We start from the raw sequence: 23688 nt of genomic DNA, 5'->3' as shown, positions 1-23688 counted from the left end.
CCTCCTAGGGCTGGAAATCCGGGTCCACGGTCACGGTCACATCGAGCAGCAGGGGTTCTTCGCGGGCGGACAGCGACGGCAGCACCTCGTCCAGCACCGCCGTCAGCTCGTCGTAGGTGTCCACCCGTCTGGCCGGGCAGCCCAGCGATCTGGCCAGGCCGCCCATGTCCACCTCGGTGAACGGCGGCCACGGCGCCTTGCCGCCCTGCTTGTCGGCCAGCCGGTCCATGACCGCGTAACGGCCGTTGGCGAGGACGACGAACAGCGCGCCCACCCGGTAGTGCGCGGCGCTCCACAGGGCGTGCAGGCCGTAGAGTGCCGACCCGTCGCCCACGACCGCGACCACGGGCCGGTCGGGCAGCGCCAGCCGCAGGCCGACCGCGGCGGGCACGGCGAACCCCAGCCCGCCCATCGCGGCCGACACGAAGCCGAGCGGGTTCCTGGCCGGTACGAGCCGGTGCAGGTCGGGGCGGGAGGACGGCGTCTCCTCGATGAGCGCGGCGTCCGCGGGCAGGCGCCTGGCCAGCTCGCGCAGCACGTGCGCGGCCCGCAACGGCCGGCCGCCCGCGGGCGGCTCCAGGACGGCCGGGACCTCCCACGGCGTCACCGGCGCACCGGAGCGGGCGGGCAGCAGCGCCGCCAGCCGGGCGCAGACGGCGGCGGGCGGGGCGAGAAAGGCCAGGTCGGCCGGGCTGCGATGCGCCTCGGCCGGATCGGCGGTGACCAGCGCGACGAACGTGCCGGGCGGCACCAGAGGCCCGGGAACGTACGGGTACTGACGGAAGACGGGAGCGCCCACCGTGAGCACCACGTCGTACGCCCCCAGCACCGTACGCAGCCGCGTCCTGTCGGCGGGCAGCACGCCCGCGTACTGCGGATGGTCTTGCGGGAACCCGGCCCGCCCGCCGAACGACTCCTGGAACACCGGGCAGGCCAGCCGCTCGGCCAGCGACACCAGGGACGCCCAGTCCGCGCCCGCGCCCGTGACGATCGCCGGCGAGCGCGCCCCGGCCAGCAGCTCCACCAGCGGCGCGAGCTCATGGTCCGCCACGGCCGCAAGGCGCAGCAGCCGCTTCGGGGCCGCCATGATCTCGCCGTCGAACTCCGCCGCCCAGTCGTCCATCGGCACCACGACCAGCGCGGGACCGCGCGACGTGGCCGCCTCGTGGCAGGCGCGCGCCAGCGCGCCGGGGACGTCCTGAGCCCGTACGGGCTGGTCCGCCCAGACCGGGTAGTCGCCCGCCAGCCCGCCCAGCCGCCCGGCCAGGAACGGCTCCAGCGCCAGATGCCGCCGGTCCTGCTGCCCGACCAGGATCACCAGCGGCACCCGGCCGGCCCGTGCGGTGGCGATGGCCCCGACCGCGTTGCCCAGCCCGGCGGTGGTGTGCAGCAGGGCCAGCGCGGGAGCGTCGCGCCCGATGGCCCACCCCGTGGCCATGCCGACCACGGAGCCCTCGTGCAGGGCGAGCACGAAACGCAGGTCGTCCGGCAGCCCGGTCAGCAGGGACACCTCGGTGGACCCGGGGTTGCTGAAGATCGTGGTCAGCCCGTGTCGCCTGAGCACGTCGAACGCGGCCTCCTTGACCGTGGTCATCGCGTCCCCCTGGCCCGCTGGATCTGGCGGTAGACGTGCCCGCGCAGCTCGCCGAACTGGGGCAGCGACCGCGTGGTGAGCTGGTCGCGCTCAGGCGGCAGCTCGATCTTCAGGTCCTCCATGATCACGGTGGGCGACGAGGACAGGACGATCACCCGCTGGCCCAGGTAGACGGCCTCGTCGATGTCGTGGGTCACGAACAGCGTGGTCACGCCGAGATCGCGCCACAGCCGCAGGATCAGGTCCTCCAGGTCCGCCCTGGTCTGCGCGTCCACGGCGGCGAACGGCTCGTCCATGAGCAGCACCTGCGGCTCGTACGCCACCGCCCTGGCGATGGCCACCCGCTGCTGCATGCCGCCGGACAGCTGCCAGGGATGCGCGTCGGCCACGTCGCCGAGCCCGACCGACTCCAGGGAGTCCGCGACCAGCTCGCGCCGCCGCGCGGCGGGCAGCTTCTTCTCCTTCAGCGGCAGCTCGACGTTCTGGCGCACGGTCATCCAGGGGAACAGGCTGCGGCCGTACTCCTGGAAGACCACGGCCATGCTCGGCGGCGGGCCGGTGACGGGCGTGCCGGCCACCCGGACCTCGCCCCCGGTGGGCGGCAGCAGCCCGGCGACGCACCGCAGCAGCGTGGTCTTGCCGCAGCCGGACGGCCCCACGACGCACACCAGCTCGCCGTCCCCGACGCCGAAGGTGATCGAGCCGATCGCCTCGACCCGGCGGCCCGGGCTCTCGTAGACCTTGTTCAACGAGGAGATCTCAAGCACGAGCGGCTCCACTGCCGTAGTACCAGGACAACACCCACCGCTCCACGCGGCGGAAGATCAGGGACAGTGCCAGGCCGAGCAGCCCGAGCAGCAGGATCCCGCTCCACATCTCGGCGATCTGGAACTGCCGCTGGAACAGCACGATCGTGAACCCCAGCCCGCTGGAGCTGGCGAACATCTCGCTGATGACCATGAGGATGATCCCGATGGACAGCGCCTGCCGCAGCCCGGTCATGATCTGCGGGCTGGCGCCGCGCAGCACGAACCGCCGCATTCTGGACGCGCCGCGTACGCCGTACATGCGGCAGGTGTCGGCGAGGACCTCGTCCAGCGCCCGTACGCCCTCCACGGTGTTGAGCAGGATCGGCCAGACGCAGCCCGAGACGATGACCAGCACCTTCATGGGGGTGTCGATCCCGGCCAGCAGCATGATCAGCGGCACCAGCACCGGCGGCGGGATGGCCCTGAAGAACTCCAGCACCGGCTCCAGCGTGGCCCGCAGCCGCCGCGACAGCCCGATCAGCACGCCCAGCCCGACACCGGCCAGCGCGGCGACGGCGTAGCCCGCCAGCAGCCGGCCCACGCTCGGCAGCACGTCATCGGCCAGCCGCTCGGAGAACCAGGTCGCCACGAACGCCCGCCCGACCGCCTCGGGGCTCGGCAGGTAGAAGGAGCTCCCGCTGATCGCCCACCAGCCCAGCACCAGCAGGACCGGCAGTGCCAGCAGGTTGACGGCTCTCACGCGGCCACCTCCGACCGCACGGCGGGATGCCAGGCCAGCACCCTGCGCTCCAGCAGGCGTACGGCCGCGTTCACCCCGATGCCGACCAGCCCGGCCAGCACGATCAGCGCGTACACGGCCGGGACGGCTCCGCTGCTCTGCGCCACCTGGATCTCGGCGCCCAGCCCGGGGCTGCCGATGACCAGCTCGGCCGTCACCGCCAGGATGAACGCCACCGCCGCCGCCAGCCTGAGCCCGGTCATGATGTACGGCAGCGCGGTCGGCCACACCAGATGCCTGACCCGCGACCAGGCCGACAACCCGTACGACCGCGCGGTGTCGAAGGCCACGGAGTCCACGGCCGCCACCCCGTACAGGACCTGGATGAGCACCTGCCAGAACGACGCGTAGACCACCAGCATGAGCGTCGAGCCGAGCGACGGCCCGAACAGCAGCGTGGCCAGCGGAACCAGCGCGACCGACGGGATCGGCCGCAGGAACTCCACGGTGGAGCTCGTCAGCGCGCGCAGCCCCGGCACGATCCCGATGACCACGCCGATCACCACCGCCGCGCAGAACGCGATCGCCAGCCCCAGCGCCCAGCCGCGCATGGTCTCGCCGAGCGCGATCCACAGCTCGGGCGTGCCCAGTTGCGCGGCCAGGGTGCCGAGTATCCGCGAGGCGGGCGGCAGGAACCGCTCGTCGACCAGGCCGAGCCGCGGCACGACCTCCATCAGCGCGAGCAGCGCCCCCAGCCCGGCCAGGCCGTAGCCCAGCCGGGCCAGAGCGGCGGCACCCGGACGGCGTGCGGTCACTGCACCAGCGCCGACACGTCGACCTTGTCCTTCAGCACGCCGTCGGCCACCGCCAGATCGGCGATCGTCTGCACGGACGCCTTGTTCACCTCGGCCGGCCACTTCGGCAGGTAGATCTTCGCGATCACGTCAGGGGCGATCTTCGTGTACGTCTTCAGCACCTCTCTGACCTCGTCGGAATGCGTGTCGGCGTACTCCAGCGACTTGCGGATCGCCGCCGTGAACCGCTTGGTCAGGTCCGCGTCGGTCTTGCCCGTGGTGAAGTACATGGCGACGGTCAGGTCGGGCGCGGCGTCGGCGAAGTTCCAGGCCACGGCCCGCGCGCCCTGGCTCAGCGCCTGGCTGACGAACGGCTCGACCACCCAGATGGCGTCCACCCGGTCGCTCTGCAGCGCGGCGGGCGCGTCGGGGAAGGGCAGCTCGACGAACTCGATGCCGGTCGGGTCGCCGCCCGCGTTGCGCACGGAGGCGCGTACGGTCGTGTCGCCGATGTTCTTGAGCTGGTTGACCGAGATCTTCTTGCCCGCCAGATCCTTGGGCGCCTTGATCGGGCTGTCCTGCTTGACCAGCACCGCGCTGAAGTCCTTGCCCTGCTCGCCGGTCGAGGAGACACCGTTGGCGACCACCTTCACGTCCAGCCCCTGCTGCTTGGCGGTCAGCAGCGAGGTCGTGTTGGCGAAGGCGAACTGGAACTGGCCGCTCACCGCGCCGGAGATGCTGGCCGCACCGCCCTGGACGGGGGTGATCGTGAGGTCGATGTTCTGCTCGTCGAAGAAGCCCTTGGCCTTGCCCAGGTGGATCGGGGCCGTATCCACGATGGCGATCACACCGGCGTTGACCTTGGTTTTTCCGCCGCTCTGACTGGGCGCCGCGGCCGGCGTGCCACCGCAGGCGGTCACGAGTAAGGCGGAGAGGAGGATGAGAGCGCGACGCACGGTTGCTCCTATTTGTTCGCGATGCGCACATGTATTCTCTGACCGAACCACCCCGTATCGCGGAACTTACGCCTTTGTCGGCTCGTGTCAAGGGGGATCAGCATGGTCGATCATGTGCAGTCGCTGGCGCGCGGACTCGCGGTGATCCGGGCGTTCAGCGCCACGGAGCCTGAGCTGACGCTCAGCCAGGTCGCCCGCGCGACGGGGCTCAGCAGGGCGGCGGCCAGGCGGTTCCTCATCACGCTCGCCGACCTCGGCTACGTGCGCAGCGACGGGCGGCTGTTCGCGCTCACGCCGCGGGTGCTGGAGCTCGGGTACGCCTACCTGTCGAGCCTGTCACTGCCCGAGGTCGCGGACCCGCACCTGGAACGGCTGGCCGCCGAGGTGCACGAGTCGGCCTCGGTCGCGGTGCTCGACGGCGAGGACGTCGTCTACGTCGCCAGGGTCGCCACGGCCCGGATCATGCGGGTGACGATCAGCATCGGCACCCGGTTCCCCGCCTACTGCACGTCCATGGGACGGGTGCTGCTGGCGGCGCTCCCGCCCGGACAGCTCGACGACTATCTGGAACGGGCGGATCTGCGCCGGCTCACGTCCCGGACGATCGTCCTGCCCGCCGCGCTGCGTGCGGAGCTGGACCAGGTGCGCGGCCGGGGCTGGGCGATGGTGGACCAGGAGTTGGAGGAAGGGCTGCGCTCGATCGCCGCACCGATCCGCGACCGCTCGGGCCGTACGGTCGCGGCCGTCAACGTCTCCACCCACGCCAGCCGCACCACTTTGCAGGCCGCCGCCCGCACCCTGCTCCCGCCCCTGCTGGCCACCGCCACCAAGATCGAAGCCGACCTCGCCTCCCTGACCGTCCCCAAACCCTGACAAACCCGGCATCTCAACTCGCCCACCCGCCTCCTCCCGTCCGCGGGCCTGGCGCCAGGGGCCGTGGGGCCGCCCGCTCGCTGCTCCCGTCCGCGGCCTGGCGTCGCGGGGTCGCCCACCCTCCCCCTTCTCCCTCCAAAGGGACAGTTACCTCCGACTGCGGTCACATGGAGGTCGGCGGAAACTCGAAAAGGGGTCAGCGGTTCCGATACCGATCAGTCGCATCCCGAGTAGCCCGGATGGCCGCGTCCGCCCGATCGTAGGTCCGCTGCGCCAGTCCCACGAAGATGCAGTCCACGATCAGCAACTGGCTGATCCGGCTGGCCAGCGCCCCCGGCCGGAACGCCGTCTCGCGCCCCGCCGACACCAGCGTGTGATGCGCCAGCCCGGCCAGCGACGACCGCGGATTGTTGGTGATCCCCACGATCAACGCCCCCGCCTCCGCCGCCGTACGCGCGGGCACGAGCACGTCGGGCGTCTCGCCGCTGCAGCTGATCGCCACCGCCACGTCCCCTTCGCGCAGCAGCGCCGCGCTGGTCAGCGCCAGGTGAGCGTCGCTGAACGGATGGCTGGACAGCCCGATCCGCAGCAGCTTCTGCGACATGTCGGCGGCGACCAGCCCGGAGGCGGCCACCCCGTACACGTCCACCCGCCGCGCCGCCGAGATGGCCTGCACGACCTCGCCGAGCTGGTCGGGGTCGAGCTGCGCCGCGGTGTCGGCCAGCGCCTCCGACTCCGCCCGCGCCACCTTGGCGATCACGTCGGTCAGCGGGTCGTCGGGCCCGAGGTCGCCGGGCACCAGCCGCTCGGGCTCCTTGGCCACGGCGGCGGCCAGCGCGAAGCGCATCTGCGAGTAGCCGGCGAAACCGAGCGCCCTGGCGGTGCGCACGATCGTCGCCTCGCTCGTCCCCGACACCGCGCTGAACTCGGTGATCGTGCTCCGCACGACCAGCCCGGGGTCGTCCAGGATGATGCGGGCGATGGCCTGCGCCGCCGGGGTGAGCGACGGCAGGACGGCACGTACGGTCGCGACCGGGTTGGCGGCCTCGGCGGTCACTGACCCGCTCCGGCCTGCGGGCCGCCCGTCAGCCACTCCGCCGCCGCCTGCGCGGACACCCGGGAGATCCCGTGCGTGGCCACGTGCGCGGCCCCGGCGGGCGCGGGGGCGGGGATGCCGGTGTCCACCACGATCACGCCGGGCCGCAGCGCCGCGGCCCTGGCCACGGTCTCACGCACCCACGCGTGCCGGGCGGCGTCGTGCACCACCAGCACCACCGGCCGGTCGTCGAACGCGGGCAGCTCGCCCTCCGGCTCCATCTGCACCCTGGCGGTGTTCGGGAGCAGGGAGATGAGCGCCGCCGTGATGCCGGTGGGCGTGGCCGGGTCCACCGCCTTGCTGAAGCGCGCGTTCACCTCGACGACCAGCGGCCCGCGGTCCAGCAGGACGCTGCCCGAGGTGGTCAGCGCCGCCCTGGCCGCGTCCAGGCCGACGCCCTGGTCCAGGTCGCCGCGGACCTTGTCGCGCAGCGCCTGCTGGGCGGCGTACCAGTCGGACAGCGCGCGCACCCGCGCGGCCGCCTCCGCCAGCCGCTCCTCGGGCAGGACGCCCGCGCGCACCGCCGCCACGACCGCGTCACGGATCTCGTGCAGGCTGTCCTCGGTGGACAGCCCCACGCAGATGGCGTCCACGCCCGCGCTGAGCGCGCGCACCGCGATCTCGCCGGGGGCGAACATGTCGGCCACCGCCTGCATCTCGATCGCGTCGGTGACGAGCATCCCGTCGAAACCGAGCTCGCCCCTGAGGAGCTCCGTCATGACGGTACGGCTCAGCGTCGCCGGCAGCGCCGGGTCGAGAGCGGGCACGAGCAGGTGGCCGGACATGACCGAGCGCACCCCGGCGCCGATCGCGGCTCTGAACGGCGGAAGGTCGCGCTCGAACAGCGTCTCGCGTGAGGCGTGCACGGTCGGCAGCGCCAGATGGGAGTCGGTGACGGTGTCCCCGTGCCCCGGGAAGTGCTTGGCGCAGGCGGCCACCCCGGCGCCCTGCACGCCGTCCACGTAGGCGACGGTGTGGCGGGCGACCAGCTCGGGGTCGGGCCCGAACGAGCGGACGCCGATCACGGGGTTGGCCGGGTTGGCGTTCACGTCGGCGGAAGGCGCGTAATCGAGGGTGATGTCCAGCTCGGCGAGCATTCTGCCGATCTGGCGGCCCACCCGTTCGGTGAGCGCCACGTCGTCCACCACGCCCAGCGCCTTATTACCGGGGAAGGAGCTGCCGGCCAGGACTTCGAGCCGGGTGACCGCACCGCCCTCCTCGTCGATGGCGATCACGGTGCCCGGGTTCTCGGCCCGCAGATGCCGTACGAGCCGCTCGTCGATGGCGTTGCGGGCGAACAGCACCACCCCGCCCAGACCCTCGCCCAGCGCGCGGCGCAACCAGTCGGGGGCGGAGGTCCCCTCGTACCCCGGATGCAGCACGGTCATCGCCAGTCTGTACAGGTCACCGCTCATCGGCATTTTCCTTCACAGTTGTTGATCTGAAGGTAATTTTCTGTCATCGTCGCCCTCGACACAACCACTTCCGGGAGGCCACCCCCCAATGCCCAGCAGACGGACTCTCCTGAAGGGCCTCGCCCTCGCCGCCGCCGCTTCCTCCGTACCGCTGCCGGCGTTCGCGGCGGCGGACTACATTCCGCCGTTACGTCAGATGCGCGGCATGTGGATCGCTTCCGTGGTCAACATCAACTGGCCCTCCAAGCCCGGACTGACCGCCGACGAGCAGAAGGCCGAGTACCTCGCCTGGCTGGACGTGGCTGTGCAGCGCAAGCTGAACTCGGTGTTCGTGCAGATCAGACCGACCGCCGACGCGTTCTGGCCGTCGGCCTTCGAGCCCTGGTCGCAGTATCTGACCGGCACCCAGGGCCAGGACCCCGGCTACGATCCGCTCGGGTTCGCCGTGGCGGAGACCCACAAGCGCGGCCTGGCCTTCCACGCGTGGTTCAACCCGTACCGCGTCTCGATGCAGGCCGACCCGGCCAAGCTGCACCCCGACCACCCCGGGCGGCAGCACCCCGACTGGATCCTGCCGTTCGGCGGCAAGTTGTACTACAACCCCGGCATGCCGGAGGTACGCAAGTTCTGTCAGGACGCGATGATGGACGCGATCATTCGCTACGACATCGACGGCCTGCACTTCGACGATTATTTCTACCCGACGAACACGACGGCTTTCGACGACGCCGAGGAGTTCGCCAAGTACGGCGCCGGGTTCCCCGACCTGGCCACCTGGCGGCGCAACAACGTCGACCTCATGGTCCAGGAGATGCAGCAGCGCGTGCTGGCGGCCAAGCCGGAGATCGCCTGGGGCATCAGCCCGTCCGGCATCTGGCGCAACAAGGCGACCGACCCGCTCGGCTCCGAGACCAACGGCGGCCAGTCGTACGACAACCTGCACGCCGACACCCGCGGCTGGGTCAAGAAGGGCTGGCTGGACTACATCGCGCCGCAGCTCTACTGGTACATCGGGCAGCCGCCGGCCGACTACTCCAAGCTGGTGCCGTGGTGGTCGGACGTGGCCAGCGGCACGAAAACGCTGCTGTGGATCGGCCAGGCCGCCTACAAGGCCGGCGACCCCGCGCAGGTGGCGGAGTGGCAGGTCCCGGCCGAGCTGTCGAAGCACCTCACGCTCAACAGGGACCATCCCGAGGTCGGCGGCGACATCTGGTACAACGCCAACGACGTCAAGGTGGACCGGATCGGCTCCATCTCGACCGCTGTGAACGACCACTACCAGCGGCCCGCGCTCGCGCCCGTCCTGCCCCGGCTGGCCGGCGGCGAGCAGCCCAAACGGCCCGTGCTCGCGTACGCGCTGCGCCGCTCCGGCGGGGTCGAGGTGCGGGCGGTGGCGACCGGCAGGGACGAGCCGTTCGTGTTCGCCATCTTCCGCTTCGACCGGCACGTGTCGTCCGGCGCCTTCGCCGACGCGCGCAATCTGGTCGCGGTCGTGCCGGGGGACCGGCAGGTGCGCTGGACCGACCCGGACGGCAAGCGCGGCCACCACTACTACGTCGTGGCGGTGGACCGCGCCAACAGGACCAGCAAGCCGAGCAACGGCTTCCGCGTGATCTGACGCCGTGCCCTGACCTTGGGCTCTGACGCAGGGATCTGTGACGGGGATCTGACGCTGTGGATCGACGGCTGACTGGGACCGGCCCGCGGGCATGCTGCGCTTGCGCGCGCCGCCGGCCGGTTTCCAGACCGTCGACGAGCCCGGCATGTCCGCCTCACACCGATGGATCTCGGTGTGAGGCCACGTGCCGCCGCTCGTCACCGTGCCCCATGGGCATGGTGGTGCACAGGTTCCGACGCTGCCGGAACCCCTCGCCGAAGCCCCGGTCGCGATCTGGTTCTAAGAAGCCCTGCGCCCAGCCGCCGATGGCTGCTCGGTCGTAGCTCCCGCTGCCCGCTGTGGTGGCACCACAGGGGTCGGGCGGACCAGACCGAGCGCGACGACCTCGTTGGCGAGGCGCGTGCGCCGGTTGGTGCCCTCGGGAATCCTGAACTTCTGGTAGAGCCGCAGCAGATGCTGCTTGACCGCGGCCTCGGTCACGACCAGGTCGTCGGCGATCTCACGTGCCGTCGCCGGAGCGACGAACGCCTCGTCCGACAGCGCCGGCCTGCAGAGCGAGGTCAGCACATCGACCTCACGTCTGGTCAGCTCGGGCGCCGCTGCCCTGCGCAACTCGACCTCGGGTGCGAAGTCCTCACGTGGGACTCCGCCGATGCGACCCCGCGCCGCGCCGAAAGATACGACGTCGCCGTCGTCAAGGACCCTCCGGGCGATCGGCCTGCCATTCACCCGTGTGCCGTTCCTGGACAGTCCCAGGTCCACGACATACAGGTAGGGTCCTCGTCTGACGAACTCGGCATGGAGTCGAGACACGCTCGGATCGGTGAGCCGGATGTCAACACCCCGGCCCCTCCCTACCGTCGTGATCTCGGGGCGCAACGGGACCACCTCGCCAGTGTCCTCGATGCGTATGAACGGCCCCTCCACGGCAGTTCCTCCCCAGGTAGCCCGCCGTAACTATTACTACAGCTCCGGCTTACCCAAACGAGGGGATGCGGAATCGCCTTTGCCGAAAGGAGAATCCGACGTGAAATTGGCCTGGACCTTCGCGGACGGTTTTACCTGCTCACGGGTAGACTTCGGGCGGAGATAAGCGGAGGAAACACTCATGGCGGACAAGCCAACGAAAGGTCTGGCCGATGTCGTCGCAGCGTCCACAGCGCTGAGCGACATTGACGGAAAGGCCGGTCGGCTCTTCTACCGTGGATACGACATCCACGACCTGGCCGGCCGCGCGACGTTCGAGGAGACCGCACACCTGCTGCAACGCGGCAAGCTGCCCACCCGCTCGCAGCTCGACTCGTACGGCGTCGATCTGGCGCAGGGCAGGGAACTCGGCGCGCTGGTGTCCGCGAACATCGCCGAGATCGCCGAAAAACAGAAACCGATGGAGGCGCTGCGCTCGCTGGTGTCGCTGTCCGGCGCGGACGATGACGACAACGACTCCATCGCGCCCGACGCCAACCTGCGCAAGGCGGCCAGGCTGACCGCTCAGCAGCCCCTTCTGGTGGCCCGCTACCACGCCGCCCGCTCCGGCGGCAGCGCCCCCGAGCCTGACGCCTCACTGAGCATCGCCGCGAACTTCCTGCTCCAGGTCACCGGTCACACCCCGGACCCCCGCGAAGTCGAGATCTTCGACGAGTGCCTGGTCCTGCACGCCGACCACACCATGAACGCCTCCACGTTCGCCGCCCGCGTCTGCGCCGCGACTCTGTCGGACATGCACTCCGCCATCGTGGCCGCCATCGGCACCCTCAAGGGCCCCCTGCACGGCGGGGCGAACGAGCAGGTCATGAAGCTGCTGGAGTCGCTGTCTCCCGGTGGCGTGGCCCAGGCGGTGCGCGACAAGCTCGCGGCGGGCGAGAAGATCATGGGCTTCGGCCACCGCGTCTACAAGACCGAGGACCCACGCGCCACGCACCTGCGCAGGATGTCCGCCGAACTGGCCGAGTCCAGCGGCGACGACACCTACTATCGGATGTCCAAGGAAATGGAGGAGGTCGTCTTCGAGACGAAGGGCCTCTATCCCAACGTGGACTTCTACGCCGCGTCGGTGTATCACTACCTCGGCATCCCCACCGACCTGTTCACCCCGGTCTTCTCGATCAGCCGCATGTCGGGCTGGACGGCGCACGTCATCGAGCAGCATGCCGACAACCGGCTGATCCGGCCGGACAGCGAGTACATCGGTGAGACCGACCAGAAGTGGAAGCCGATAGACGAAAGATGATGGGAAGAGCGAGGACCGATGCCAACGCAGGTTCGTAGCGCATGCGACCGTGAGCGGGCGCGTTGAGCCGAGGGACCGAACGCGAGAGCTGGGGACCGTACCCGCTGATCCTGGCGGGTGCGGTCATCAGCGTGCTCGTGATCCTGTTTGCGAACCCGCGCTGGGGCGGGTTCGCGTTGGGCGCCGTCATCATGGTCGCCGCCGCGCTGCGCTTCGCCGGCTACGGCGGGCAGCTGTCCGTACGCAGTAAGAGGACCGACATCATCACGCTGGCCGGCTTCGGCTTCGTCGTGGTCCTGACCTCGCTCTTGCTGTACAACAGCGGGCTCAAGGCGTTGCTGCTGTCCCTTTTCGACCGTTGACCGGACGGTCCGATAGCCTCAACGCATCAATTCATCGAAGGGGAACCATTCGCATGCCCAAGATCAAGGTGGAGGGTCCCGTCGTCGAGCTTGACGGCGACGAGATGACCCGGATCATCTGGCAGTTCATCAAGGACCAGCTGATCCTTCCCTACCTCGACGTCGATCTGAAGTACTACGACCTCGGCATCGAGCACCGCGACGCCACGGACGACCAGGTCACCATCGATTCCGCCAACGCCATCAAGAAGTACGGCGTCGGTGTGAAGTGCGCCACCATCACCCCGGACGAGGCGCGGGTCGAGGAGTTCGGTCTCAAGAAGATGTGGAAGTCCCCCAACGGGACCATCCGCAACATTCTCGGCGGCGTCATCTTCCGCGAGCCGATCATCATGTCGAACGTGCCGCGGCTCGTACCCGGCTGGACCAAGCCGATCGTCGTCGGCCGTCACGCCTTCGGCGACCAGTACCGCGCCACCGACCTGAAGATCCCCGGCGAGGGCACGCTGACCCTGACCTTCACGCCGAAGGACGGCTCGGAGCCGATCGAGCTCGACGTGTACGACTTTCCCGGCAGCGGCATCGCGATGGCGATGTACAACCTCGACGAGTCGATCCGCGACTTCGCCCGCGCCTCGATGCGTTACGGCCTCAACCGCAACTACCCGGTCTACCTCTCCACGAAGAACACGATCCTCAAGGCCTACGACGGCCGCTTCAAGGACATCTTCGCCGAGATCTACGAGACCGAGTTCAAGGGCGACTTCGAGAAGGCCGGCCTCACCTACGAGCACCGCCTCATCGACGACATGGTCGCCGCGGCGATGAAGTGGGAGGGCGGCTACGTCTGGGCCGCGAAGAACTACGACGGCGACGTGCAGTCCGACACCGTCGCGCAGGGCTTCGGCTCGCTGGGCCTGATGACCTCGGTCCTGATGACCCCCGACGGCCGTACCGTCGAGGCCGAGGCCGCCCACGGCACGGTGACCCGCCACTACCGCGAGCACCAGAAGGGCAACCCCACCTCCACGAACCCGATCGCCTCGATCTTCGCGTGGACGCGCGGCCTGGCCCACCGTGGCACGCTCGACAACACCCCCGCCGTGACCGACTTCGCGAACAAGCTGGAGGAGGTCTGCGTCGAGACCGTCGAGGGCGGCCAGATGACCAAGGACCTCGCGCTCCTGGTCGGCGGCGACGCCAAGTGGCTCACCACCCAGGACTTCCTGGGCGCGCTGGACGAGAACCTCAAGAAGAAGATGTCGGCCTAGCCGTCGCCGGACACGGCCTCTACCTGCGGTTACGCCGCTAGGTAGGGGCCGTTTCCCATGTCGGGGCGCACTGCGGCACCGGTCACCTCGCGTCCAGCAGGTCGTCCACCTCGGCGGTGAAGAGCTGGGCGGGGTCGATGGTCATCCCGGCGAAGTGGCCGGCGAGCTCCAGCGACAGGACGCCGTGCAGGCGGGTCCAGAGCGTCAGGGCCCGGCGGAGCACGGCGGGCGGGGCGGGATGGTCGCCGGCCCATTCCCGGTGCTCTCCGAGGTGCGCGTCGAGCGGTGTCGCGGGGCCGCCGGAGGGCAGCGCGGCGAAGGCGTCGAGCAGGGTCGCCATGATGCTCGCCGAGATCGCCGTGATGTCGTCGGGAGCGTGGTAGCCGGGGACCGGTGTGCCGTAGATGAGGAGGTAGCGCTGGGGGTCGTCCAGCGCCCAGCGGCGCAGCGCCTGGGCGAGCGCGGCGACGTCAGGGCCGGGCTCGGCGGCCGCGCGGACGGTGGTGGCGAGGCTCTGGTAGGCGTCCCTGATGAGCTCGGTGATCAGCTCGTCGCGGCTGGCGTAGTAGCGGTAGAGGGCGGGCCCGCTCATGCCCAGCCGCTTGGCGATCGCGTTGAGGGAGAGCGCGGAGGCGCCCGCGGTGGCGATCTGCTCCCATGCGTGTTCCTTGATCTCCGCGCGCACCTGGGCGCGGTAGCGCTCGCGTGGGGCCTTCGTGCCCGTCTCCGCCATGGCCTGGCCGCCTCTCCCCACTCAGTTAGAGGCTATCAGGAACGCTAGTGACACTCACTCGCTCGCGATCTACATCGACCAGGGCACGCAGTTCCAAGACCATCTCTTGACGGTGAGCGGGGCGTGGCGCAGTTGATCAGTGGGGTAGGAGCCATCACGTAACAGTCGTGCGCGTCTCGGGGGGTTCGGATGCGACTGCGTATTTTGGGCGGGGTGGGACTGCTGGCCGCCGCCGCGATCCTGACCGGGTGCGACTCGCAGCCCGCCACCGTGAAGATAGCCGACACCAAGGCCGACTCCGCCGCCAAGCTCAAGGCGACCAAGGCGGCCAAGGTCAAGGCCGCTGCCGCGGTCAAGGCCAACGAGCTGGGGCAGATCCCGGTGCTGATGTTCCATCGGATCATCCCGAAGCCGGCCACGACGGACGACAGGTCGCCCGAGCAGTTCCGGGCAGACCTGGAGCGGCTGGTCAAGGAGGACTACGTGCCGGTCACGGCCGCCGAGATGGTGGCCGGCAAGATCGACATCCCGGCGGGCAAGCACCCCGTCGTCCTGACCTTCGACGACTCCTCGCCCTCTCAGCTCACCCTGAACGAGATGGGCGTGCCGCAGAAGGACACCGCCGTCGCGATCCTGAAGGAAGTGGCCGCCAAGCATCCTGGCTGGCGCCCGGCGGCCACGTTCTACGTGACCCGCGACATGTTCGGCAAGACCGTACGCGAGGAGCAGGCGCAGGCGCTGATCTGGCTGAAGGACAACGGGTTCGAGATCGGCAACCACACCCGCGACCACATCAACCTGCGGGGCCGCTCGCAGAAGGAGGTCGAGGAGCAGATCGGCACGATCGCCAAGCAGATCAACTCCTTGTCCGCCATCAATCCCAGCACGATCGCCCTGCCGTACGGCAACCAGCCGAGCAAGAAGAACTGGGCGCTGACCGGCAAGCTCTACAACCACAAGGGCGTGTTCCTCGCGGGTTACACGCCCGCGCCGGCGCCGTTCAGCAAGTCGTTCGACGCGGCCGGGATCCCGCGCATCAAGGCGATGGAGAAGAAGGGCGACTGCGCCCAGTTCTGCTCGGCGGCCTGGCTCGACTGGCTCAAGAACAACCCGGACATGCGCTACACCTCCGACGGTGACGTGCGGACGGTCGCGTACCCGAAGTACAAGGCCCCGTACCTGCGTAAGTCCTTCGCCACCTGGAGCCTGGCCTACTGACGGGGCGGTGGTCAGGACCGGGCGGTGAACGTGATGCCCGCGCGGTGCAGGCGCTCGATCAGCGGCCGTCCCATGGCGGAGGCCGTCGTGAGCTGGCCGGCCCGCTCGGGCACGTCGTCGAAGGCCAGGCACAGGGCGGCTTCCGCGAGCATCTTGGCGGTCTCGTCGTAGCCGGGGTCGCCGCCCGCGACCTCCGTCACCACGCGCTCGCCGCCGCCCTCGCCGAGCAGCGTGACCTTGAACCAGCTCTTCGCGCGCCGCTCCGGCGACGGTCCCTCGCCCGGCCGCATCCGGTCCTGGACGCGTTCGCGGACGGCGGGGATCTGCGCGAGCGCCACCAGCGCGCCCGCGCCGGCCACCGTCGCCAGCGCCGCGGGGAGGGTCCTGACCGCGTAGTACTGGCGGTAGGTGAAGTCCGGGCCGTACCGGTCGAGCAGGCGGGCCGAGTAGCCGACGATCTGCGGGTCGAGGGTGGGCATCGGCAGGGCCCAGCCGCCCACGTAGCGGACGCCGCCGGGCAGCGCGCTCACCTTGCGGCCCTTCGGCCGGGGCTCGGCGGAGCGGCGCTGCGTGCCCTGCTCGACGAGCTGGCGGACGCGGCCGGCGATCGTCATCGCGGACGCGATGGTGCCGCCCGACGCGCTCGCGTTCGCCCGCAGGAAGGCGCTGACCTTGAGCGGGACGCCCTCGGGGAGCCGGCTGACGGTGTGCAGGGCGCCGAGGTCCCACGGGATGGAGTCGAAGCCGCAGGCGTGCACCAGCTTGGCGCCGCTCCGCGTGGCCCGGTGGTGGTAGCGCACGTACATCCGGTCCACGAACTCGGCCTCGCCCGTGAGGTCCAGGTAGTGGGTGCCGGCGTCGGCGCAGGCGGCGACGAGCGGCTCGCCGTACGTCACGTAGGGGCCGACCGTGGTGGCCAGCACGCGCGTGCCGCGGGCGAGCTCCGCCAGCGCGGCGGGGTCGGCGGCGTCGGCGATCAGGATCGGCACGTCCAGCCCGAGCCGCTCCAGCTTGGCCCGGTCGCGCCCGGCCAGCGCCCAGCGGGTGCCGGCAGGTGCGGTCCTGGCGAGATAGTCTGCCGTGAGCGCGCCGGTGAAGCCGCTCGCTCCGAAGAGCACGATGTCGTACGGACGATCCATGATCTGGAGATTCCTCGCAGGAGCCCAGAGACGCAAGGGACCTCGATTATCTGACCGATTCCATGACGAATAAGGCAAACCGTGACGTCACGAACGGTTAACGGATCCCTGTGAAGTTGCTGAGCGTCGTAAAGTTTGCCTCGTTGGGGTTCAGGACACGTGGGGATGACGTATGCCGCAAATCTCGCCGCTGGTCGCCGGCGATCCCACTGAGCTGGGACCGTTCCGGCTGTCCGGACGGATCGGAGAAGGTGGTCAGGGCATCGTCTATCTGGGCCTCACCGACGCCGGTGAGCAGGCCGCGATCAAGCTGCTGCACGTCAAGTTCACCGGTGACACCATCGCCAGGTCGCGGTTCGCCAGAGAGCTGAAGGCGGCGCAGCGGGTCGCCTCGTTCTGCACGGCCCGGGTGGTGGCGGCCGATCTCGACGGCGACACGCCGTACATCGCCAGCGAGTACATCGACGGCCGCCCGCTCAGGGAGATCGTCGAGACCGACGGGCCGCTCAGCGGCACCGTGCTCGACCGGCTCGCCATCGGCACCGCCACCGCGCTCACCGCGATTCACCACGCCTCGATCGTGCACAGGGACTTCAAGCCCGACAACGTGCTGATCGCCGCCGACGGGCCGCGCGTGGTGGACTTCGGGATCGCCCGGATCATCGACTCCACGGGCACCATCACCAGCCGGGCCATCGGCACGCCCGCCTACATGGCGCCCGAGCAGATCGCAGGCGACGACATCGGCCCCTACACCGACGTGTTCTCGTGGGGCGCGACCATCGCCTTCGCGGCGACGGGGAAGACCGCCTTCGAGGGCAAGTCCATCGCCGTGGTGCTCAACCGGATCCTCAACCACGAGGTCGACGTCACCATGATGCCGGAGCCGCTGCAGAGCGTGGTGCGCTCCGCGCTGAGCAAGTCCCCGGCCGAGCGTCCGTCGGCCGACCAGATCCTGCTGCGGCTGCTCGGGCAGTCGTCCACGGTGGGGGCCTCCACGGCGGTGCTCACCAGGGGTGTGCAGGTGGCCAGCGACGACACCACGCCGTTCACGCGGGTGTCGGCCGGGTCGATCACCGACAAGCCCGGCCAGGGCACCACCGCGCCGCCGAGCCGGGCGGGCGGCCCGACGCATGCGGGCTCGGGGCAGCCGGGGCACTCGGGCTCTGCCGCGCCGTCCACGGGCCAGAGCGTCCCGGCGCACTCCGACACGGGCACTTCGGGGCATTCGGGCGGCTCTGGGGCGCACAGCAGCCTCCAGGCGCTCGTGGTGCCGCCGGAGACGGGCGGGACTCCGTACCCCGTGACCGAGCCGGGCGCGCCCGCGCGGCGCGGCCGGGTGAAGCTGTGGATCGCCGGGCTCACCGCGCTCGTCCTGGTCGCCGCCGCGGCGTTCGCGCTCGCGCTGAACGACTGGCCGGGGTTCGGCGCGGAGCCCGAGCCGACGACCTCCGGGCAGGAGCCGTCCGAGCAGGGCCCGTTCGCCACCGTGGTGGACAAGGTCGCTCAGACCGGGCGGATCGTGATCGGCGTGAAGGGCGACCTGCCGGGCGTCGCGCTGCAGAACGGCGACGATTTCCAGGGCTTCGACATCGAGATCGCCAAGCGCATCGCCACCGGGTTAGGGGCCAGGGAGACGGAGCTCGTCAAGATCGGCCGGGACGACCGGGCGAGCGCGCTGGACGACGGCCGGGTCGACCTCATCGTCGCCACCTACTCCGTCGACGACAGCGAGGTCCAGTTCGCCGGACCCTACTACGTGGCGCACCGGGACGTCCTCGTACGCTCGGGCAGCGGCATCGACTCCCTGGAGGACCTGGAGGGCAAGAAGCTCTGCGCCCCCGACAGCCCGTCCGTCGGCGCGGTGCAGGACAAGGTGAAGGTCAAGCCCGTGGCGGCCGGCGACTACGCCATCTGCATGGACCTGCTCAGGAGCGGCGGCGTGGACGCGGTGCCGGGCGACGACGTGATCCTGGCCGGCTTCGCCAGCAGGGAGAACATGCGCTACAAGATCCTCGGCGCCAAGCTCAACAACGAGCGCTACGCCGTCGGCATCAAGGACGGCGACGTGAAGAGCTGCAAGGCGGTGAAGGCCGTCATCGCCGACCTCTACGCCAAGGGCGTCATCAAGCAACTCCTGACCAGGCAGTTCGCAAAGGTGGACTTCGAACCTGAGCTGAAGGTGCCCGCGATGGAAACCTGCTGATGACGAGCGGGTAACATCCCCAACGTCAACGAATCGTCCTGCGAGTTAGGGGAAGGCCATGGCGTCGTCAGCCACTGTGCCCGTCAAGGTGACCGTCACCGGAGCCGCCGGGCAGATCGGCTACGCATTGCTGTTCCGCATCGCGTCGGGGCAGCTGCTCGGCGCCGACGTCCCGGTGAAGCTCAGCCTGCTGGAGATCCCGGCAGCCGTGAAGGCGGCCGAGGGCACCGCGATGGAGCTGGACGACTGCGCGTTCCCGCTGCTGTCGGGCATCGAGATCACCGATGACCCCAACGTCGCCTTCGCCGGCGCCAACGTCGGTCTGCTGGTCGGCGCCATGCCGCGGAAGGCCGGCATGGAGCGGGGCGACCTGCTCGGCGCCAACGGCGGCATCTTCGGCCCGCAGGGCAAGGCGATCAACGAGCACGCCGCCGACGACATCAGGGTCCTGGTCGTGGGCAACCCGGCCAACACCAACGCGCTCATCGCCCAGCAGAACGCGCCCGACGTGCCCGCCGACCGCTTCACGGCGATGACGCGGCTCGACCACAACCGCGCGCTGTCCCAGCTCGCCGCCAAGCTCCAGGTCCCCGTCACCGAGATCAAGAACATGACCATCTGGGGCAACCACTCCGCGACGCAATACCCCGACCTGTTCCACGCCGAGGTGGGCGGCAAGGTCGCGGCCGAGCAGGTCGACGGCGAGTGGCTGCGCGAGACGTTCATCCCGACGGTGGCCAAGCGCGGCGCCGCCATCATCGAGGCCCGCGGCGCCTCCTCGGCCGCCTCGGCCGCCAACGCCGCGATCGACCACGTTCACGACTGGGTCAACGGCACCGACTGGACCTCGGCCGCGGTCGTCTCCGACGGCTCGTACGGCGTCGCAGAGGGGCTCATCTCGTCGTTCCCCGTGCGCGCGGTGAACGGCCAGTTCGAGATCATCCAGGGCCTGGAGATCGACGCGTTCTCCCGCGACCGCATCGACGCCAGCGTTCGTGAGCTGGCCGAGGAGCGCGACGCGGTGAAGGGCCTCGGCCTCATCTGACGCTCCGCCTGCGGCGCCTTCCGTCATCCACGGGGGGCGCCGTCGCCGTTCCCGAGCTCAGGGCGCCACCTCGGGTGGCGTGGGGCGGCTCGTCAGCGGGCAGGGCGACGGCCCGACGGCGGGAGCCGGCTGCGGGGTGGCGAAGATGACGCCGGCGGCGGCCGTCAGGCTGCCGACCGTGATGAGGGCACCAAAGAGCAGCTTCGTGACCCTTGGTGAAAAGCTCCTCACATTTCGGTATCACAGCACATATCCGGCTCCCGCATCACTCATTTGCCGGAAAGCGCTCCCCATGCGTCGGAAACGATGTCCTTCAGCGCGGCTCGCTCGGCCTTCCAGCCCAGCTCGCGCTGGATCTTGGCGGACGAGGCGACCAGCACGGCCGGATCGCCGGGGCGGCGCTCCCCGATGACGGCCGGGATCTCGTGCCCGGTGACCTCGCGGCAGACCGAGATCACCTCCTGCACGGAGAAGCCGGTGCCGCTGCCCAGGTTGTAGATCTTGTGCTCGCCGGGCGTGACCGCCTCCAGCGCCAGCGCATGAGCCTTGGCCAGGTCGGACACGTGCACGTAGTCGCGCACGCAGGTGCCGTCGGGCGTCGGGTAGTCGGTCCCGAACACGTTCACGGACTCGCGCTCGCCGGTGGCGACCTTGAGCACGTTCGGGATGAGGTGGGTCTCGATCGTGTGCCGCTCGCGGAAGCGGCCGTAGGCGCCCGCCACGTTGAAGTAGCGCAGGCTCACCGCGCCCAGCCCCCGGAGCTGCGCGTACGCCGTCAGGGCCGCGTCCACGGCCAGCTTGGACGCGCCGTAGGGGTTGGTCGGGCGCGTGGGATCGCTCTCCTGGATGGGTGTGCGCTCGGGCTCCCCGTACGTGGCCGCCGTCGAGGAGAACACGATCCTGCCCACGCCCTGCTCCCGCATGGCCTCCAGCAGGGCCAGCGTGCCGCCCAGGTTGTTGGCCCAATAGAGCCCCGGCTGCTGCACCGACTCGCCCACCAAGGACTTGGCCGCGAAGTGCAGCACCGCGTCCACCTCGCCGAGCGCGTCGTGCGCCTCGGTGATGGGCTTGCCCACAAAGCGGGCGCCCTCCGGGACCGCGTCCTCGTGTCCCGTGGACAGGTCGTCGAGCACGGTCACCTCGTGTCCCGCCTCGATGAGCTGCGCCGCGACGACACTGCCGACGTAGCCGGCACCTCCGGTGACCAACAGCCTCATGTTTACTCCTGTTCAGATATGTTTGATTTTGTACGGCTCGCGGTTCAGCATACGCGGGAAAGCCGCCGAGTACGCTGCCAACCACCATGTTTGACACCGTCGCGGCCAACATCGCCCTGGTCCTGCTCTTCATTCTCATCGGGGGATTCTTCGCCGCCGCCGAAATCGCGATGGTCTCCCTGAGGGACAGCCAGGTCCGCAAGCTTTCGCAGAAGGGCCGCAGAGGCGAGCGCGTGGCCAAGCTCGCCCGAGACCCCAACCGGTTCCTGTCCGCCGTCCAGATCGGCGTCACGGTCGCCACCATGCTGTCGGCCGCGTTCGGCGCCGACCGGCTGGCGGCCCAGCTCGTGCCCGTGCTGGAGGAGTGGCGGGTGCCCGTCGCCGTCTCGCCGGTGCTCGCGCTCGTGCTGGTGACGCTGGCGATCTCGTACGCCTCGCTGGTGCTGGGAGAGCTCGCCCCCAAGCGCCTGGCGCTCCAGCGGGCGGAAGGGCTGTCGCTGTACGTGGCCCCGTTCCTCGACCGGATCGCCTCGCTGTCGCGGCCGATCATCTGGACGCTGTCGAAGTCCACCGACGGCGTGGTCCGGCTGCTCGGCGGCAACCCCGACGCCGACAGGGAGGAGGTCACCACCGAGGAGCTGCGCGACATGGTGGTCGGGCACACCGACCTCACCGCCGACGAGCGCAAGCTGATCGGCGAGGTCTTCGCCGCAGGGAAGCGGCAGCTCAGGGAGGTGATGCTGCCCCGCACCGAGGTCGAGTTCATGGACATCGACACGCCGCTCGACCAGGCGGCGCGGCTCGCGGCAGGGCTCCCGCACTCACGCTTCCCCGTCTACCGCGAGTCCTACGATGAGATCGTCGGCTTCGTCCACGTACGCGACCTGCTGGACCCCGAGCTCACCGGCCGGGTCGAGCCCATCGGCGCGGTCGTGCCGATCCGGGCGGCCAAGTTCGTGCCCGCGTCCAAGCGCCTGCTCACCACGCTCAACGAGATGCGCGACGAGGGCCAGCACCTGGCGATCGTGGTGGACGAGTACGGCGGCACAGCCGGCATCGTCACCATGGAGGACCTGGTCGAGGAGCTGATCGGCGACATCAGGGACGAGTACGACGTCGAGGAGGACGTGGTGATCCTGCCCGCGGGCGAGATCGAGATCGACGGCCTGACCAACCTCAACGACTTCGCCACCGAGACCGGCATCCGGCTGCCGGACGGTCCTTACGAGACGCTGGCCGGGTTCGTCATGGCCATGCTGGGCCACGTGCCCGCGGCCGGCGAGCGCGTGGAGGTCACGGACTTCGAGCTGACCGTGACCGAGCTGGACGGCCGCCGTATCGCGAAAGTGAGAGTGAAACGCCGACCGGTCGCCGAGTCGCCGCCCGAGCAGGATTCCTGACACAATTGCCGGCTATGGCCAGACCTCGTGTACTCTCCGGCATCCAGCCCACGGCGGACTCCTTCCACCTGGGCAATTACCTGGGTGCGGTCCGCCAGTGGGTCACCTTGCAGGAGACCCACGACGCGTTCTACTGCGTGGTCGATCTCCACGCGATCACCGTGCCCACCGAGCCGGCCGCCCTGCGCCGCCGCAGCCGGGTGGCCGCCGCGCAGCTCTTCGCCGCCGGGCTCGACCCGGAGCGCTCCACCGTCTTCGTGCAGTCGCACGTGCGCGAGCACACCGAGCTGGCCTGGGTGCTCATCTGCCTCACCGGCATGGGCGAGGCGGCGCGGATGACGCAGTTCAAGGACAAGTCAGCCAAGTTCGGCGAGAACGCGGCCAGCGTCGGTCTCTTCACCTACCCGATCCTGCAGGCCGCCGACATCCTGATCTACCAGGCCAACCGGGTCCCGGTGGGCGCCGACCAGAAGCAGCACCTGGAGCTCACCCGCGACCTGGGGCAGCGCTTCAACCACCGCTTCGGCGACACCTTCACGCTGCCCGAGCCGCACATCCTCAAGGAGGTCGAGAAGATCACCGACCTCCAGGAGCCGACGGCGAAGATGTCGAAGTCGTCCTCCAGCCCGGCCGGCATCCTGGACGTCCTGGAGCAGCCGGGACCGCTGCGGAAGAAGGTCATGCGGGCGGTCACGGACACGGGCTCTGAGGTGCTGTTCGACGAGGAGAACAAGCCGGGCATCTCCAACCTGCTCCGCATCCAGTCGGCGCTGACCGGGACGCCCATCCCCGAGCTCGTCGCCCGTTACGCGGGCCAGGGCTACGGCACCTTCAAGAAGGAGGTGGCCGAGGCGGTGGTGGAGACGTTCACGCCGATCAGGGAGCGTACGGAGAAGCTGCTGTCGGACGAGGTGGAGCTCGACCGCCTGCTGGCCATCGGCGCCGAGCGCGCGTCGGCGGTGGCGCGGCAGACCATGGCCGAGGTCCGCGACAAGGTCGGCTTCCTGCCCACGGTGTAGTCCGCCGCGATGTC

General features: G+C 70.0%; 21 protein-coding genes. 10 read left to right on the top strand and 11 right to left on the bottom strand.

Features of this window, described 5'->3' with window-relative positions:
• Positions 1-4: 4 nt before the first annotated feature.
• From ABEA43_RS01660 to ABEA43_RS01640, 5 genes are read right to left on the bottom strand one after another with little or no spacing between them, the layout of a single operon-like run.
• On the bottom strand, positions 5-1594 hold the full coding sequence (locus ABEA43_RS01660) for a thiamine pyrophosphate-dependent enzyme (protein ID WP_345557870.1): 1590 nt from the start codon (positions 1592-1594) through the stop codon (positions 5-7).
• Positions 1591-2361: an ABC transporter ATP-binding protein gene (locus ABEA43_RS01655; protein WP_345557868.1), complete on the bottom strand. Its 771-nt coding sequence runs from the start codon at positions 2359-2361 to the stop codon at positions 1591-1593. The genes ABEA43_RS01660 and ABEA43_RS01655 overlap by 4 nt, the downstream gene beginning before the upstream one ends.
• On the bottom strand, positions 2354-3103 hold the full coding sequence (locus ABEA43_RS01650; RefSeq protein WP_345557867.1) for an ABC transporter permease: 750 nt from the start codon (positions 3101-3103) through the stop codon (positions 2354-2356). The genes ABEA43_RS01655 and ABEA43_RS01650 overlap by 8 nt, the downstream gene beginning before the upstream one ends.
• Complete coding sequence (locus tag ABEA43_RS01645) at positions 3100-3897, bottom strand: ABC transporter permease (RefSeq protein ID WP_345557865.1); 798 nt, start codon at positions 3895-3897, stop codon at positions 3100-3102. Before ABEA43_RS01645 ends, ABEA43_RS01650 begins: the two co-directional genes overlap by 4 nt.
• On the bottom strand, positions 3894-4832 hold the full coding sequence (locus ABEA43_RS01640; protein WP_345557864.1) for an ABC transporter substrate-binding protein: 939 nt from the start codon (positions 4830-4832) through the stop codon (positions 3894-3896). Before ABEA43_RS01640 ends, ABEA43_RS01645 begins: the two co-directional genes overlap by 4 nt.
• A 102-nt stretch (positions 4833-4934) precedes the next feature.
• Here ABEA43_RS01640 and ABEA43_RS01635 point away from each other — a divergent pair, with 102 nt between their 5' ends.
• On the top strand, positions 4935-5705 hold the full coding sequence (locus ABEA43_RS01635; RefSeq protein ID WP_345557862.1) for an IclR family transcriptional regulator: 771 nt from the start codon (positions 4935-4937) through the stop codon (positions 5703-5705).
• Between the two features lie 196 nt (positions 5706-5901).
• On the opposite strand, the gene ABEA43_RS01630 is transcribed toward ABEA43_RS01635, so the two are convergent.
• Both ABEA43_RS01630 and ABEA43_RS01625 read right to left on the bottom strand, forming a co-directional pair.
• Positions 5902-6762 carry a MurR/RpiR family transcriptional regulator gene (locus ABEA43_RS01630; RefSeq protein WP_345557860.1) on the bottom strand — a complete coding sequence of 287 codons (861 nt, stop codon included), beginning with the start codon at positions 6760-6762 and terminating at the stop codon, positions 5902-5904.
• Positions 6759-8216, bottom strand: coding sequence for a glycoside hydrolase family 3 protein (locus ABEA43_RS01625; RefSeq protein ID WP_345557858.1), 1458 nt, complete (start codon positions 8214-8216; stop codon positions 6759-6761). Before ABEA43_RS01625 ends, ABEA43_RS01630 begins: the two co-directional genes overlap by 4 nt.
• An 88-nt stretch (positions 8217-8304) precedes the next feature.
• Between ABEA43_RS01625 and ABEA43_RS01620 the strand changes: the two genes are divergently transcribed.
• The gene (locus tag ABEA43_RS01620) at positions 8305-9834 is read left to right on the top strand and encodes a glycoside hydrolase family 10-like protein (RefSeq protein WP_345557856.1); all 1530 of its coding nucleotides are present in this window, start codon (positions 8305-8307) and stop codon (positions 9832-9834) included.
• 279 nt (positions 9835-10113) lie between these two features.
• Here ABEA43_RS01620 and ABEA43_RS01615 read toward each other — a convergent pair whose 3' ends face one another.
• Complete coding sequence (locus ABEA43_RS01615) at positions 10114-10761, bottom strand: FHA domain-containing protein (protein WP_345557854.1); 648 nt, start codon at positions 10759-10761, stop codon at positions 10114-10116.
• Between the two features lie 181 nt (positions 10762-10942).
• Between ABEA43_RS01615 and ABEA43_RS01610 the strand changes: the two genes are divergently transcribed.
• From ABEA43_RS01610 to ABEA43_RS01600, 3 genes are all read left to right on the top strand, one after another.
• Positions 10943-12064: a citrate/2-methylcitrate synthase gene (locus ABEA43_RS01610; protein ID WP_345557852.1), complete on the top strand. Its 1122-nt coding sequence runs from the start codon at positions 10943-10945 to the stop codon at positions 12062-12064.
• Positions 12065-12126: 62 nt separating this feature from the next.
• Positions 12127-12426 carry a DUF3017 domain-containing protein gene (locus ABEA43_RS01605; RefSeq protein WP_345557850.1) on the top strand — a complete coding sequence of 100 codons (300 nt, stop codon included), beginning with the start codon at positions 12127-12129 and terminating at the stop codon, positions 12424-12426.
• 53 nt (positions 12427-12479) lie between these two features.
• On the top strand, positions 12480-13697 hold the full coding sequence (locus ABEA43_RS01600) for an NADP-dependent isocitrate dehydrogenase (protein ID WP_345557849.1): 1218 nt from the start codon (positions 12480-12482) through the stop codon (positions 13695-13697).
• A gap of 82 nt (positions 13698-13779) precedes the next feature.
• On the opposite strand, the gene ABEA43_RS01595 is transcribed toward ABEA43_RS01600, so the two are convergent.
• A complete protein-coding gene (locus tag ABEA43_RS01595; protein ID WP_345557847.1) occupies positions 13780-14451 on the bottom strand; it encodes a TetR/AcrR family transcriptional regulator in 672 nt (223 codons plus the stop codon).
• Between the two features lie 168 nt (positions 14452-14619).
• Between ABEA43_RS01595 and ABEA43_RS01590 the strand changes: the two genes are divergently transcribed.
• The gene (locus ABEA43_RS01590; RefSeq protein ID WP_345557845.1) at positions 14620-15648 is read left to right on the top strand and encodes a polysaccharide deacetylase family protein; all 1029 of its coding nucleotides are present in this window, start codon (positions 14620-14622) and stop codon (positions 15646-15648) included.
• An 11-nt stretch (positions 15649-15659) separates the two neighbouring features.
• Here the strand turns inward: ABEA43_RS01590 and ABEA43_RS01585 are convergent, their stop codons facing one another.
• Complete coding sequence (locus ABEA43_RS01585; protein WP_345557844.1) at positions 15660-16787, bottom strand: saccharopine dehydrogenase family protein; 1128 nt, start codon at positions 16785-16787, stop codon at positions 15660-15662.
• Between the two features lie 172 nt (positions 16788-16959).
• On the opposite strand from ABEA43_RS01585, the gene ABEA43_RS01580 reads away from it, so the two are divergent.
• Both ABEA43_RS01580 and ABEA43_RS01575 read left to right on the top strand, forming a co-directional pair.
• Complete coding sequence (locus ABEA43_RS01580; protein WP_345557842.1) at positions 16960-18993, top strand: serine/threonine-protein kinase; 2034 nt, start codon at positions 16960-16962, stop codon at positions 18991-18993.
• Between the two features lie 58 nt (positions 18994-19051).
• Entirely contained in the window at positions 19052-20038 is a 987-nt protein-coding gene (locus ABEA43_RS01575; RefSeq protein ID WP_345557840.1) for a malate dehydrogenase, read from the top strand.
• Between the two features lie 269 nt (positions 20039-20307).
• On the opposite strand, the gene galE is transcribed toward ABEA43_RS01575, so the two are convergent.
• Positions 20308-21255 (bottom strand): UDP-glucose 4-epimerase GalE, encoded by a 948-nt coding sequence (gene galE / locus ABEA43_RS01570; RefSeq protein ID WP_345557838.1) that lies wholly within the window; start codon positions 21253-21255, stop codon positions 20308-20310.
• Between the two features lie 86 nt (positions 21256-21341).
• On the opposite strand from galE, the gene ABEA43_RS01565 reads away from it, so the two are divergent.
• Positions 21342-22655, top strand: coding sequence for a hemolysin family protein (locus ABEA43_RS01565; RefSeq protein WP_345557836.1), 1314 nt, complete (start codon positions 21342-21344; stop codon positions 22653-22655).
• 14 nt (positions 22656-22669) lie between these two features.
• Positions 22670-23674 (top strand): tryptophan--tRNA ligase, encoded by a 1005-nt coding sequence (gene trpS, locus ABEA43_RS01560; protein WP_345557834.1) that lies wholly within the window; start codon positions 22670-22672, stop codon positions 23672-23674.
• Positions 23675-23688: the final 14 nt, after the last annotated feature.

Source organism: Nonomuraea rosea (assembly GCF_039539705.1).
Lineage (GTDB): Bacteria > Actinomycetota > Actinomycetes > Streptosporangiales > Streptosporangiaceae > Nonomuraea > Nonomuraea rosea.
This window is presented reverse-complemented; position numbering and strand designations above follow the sequence as displayed.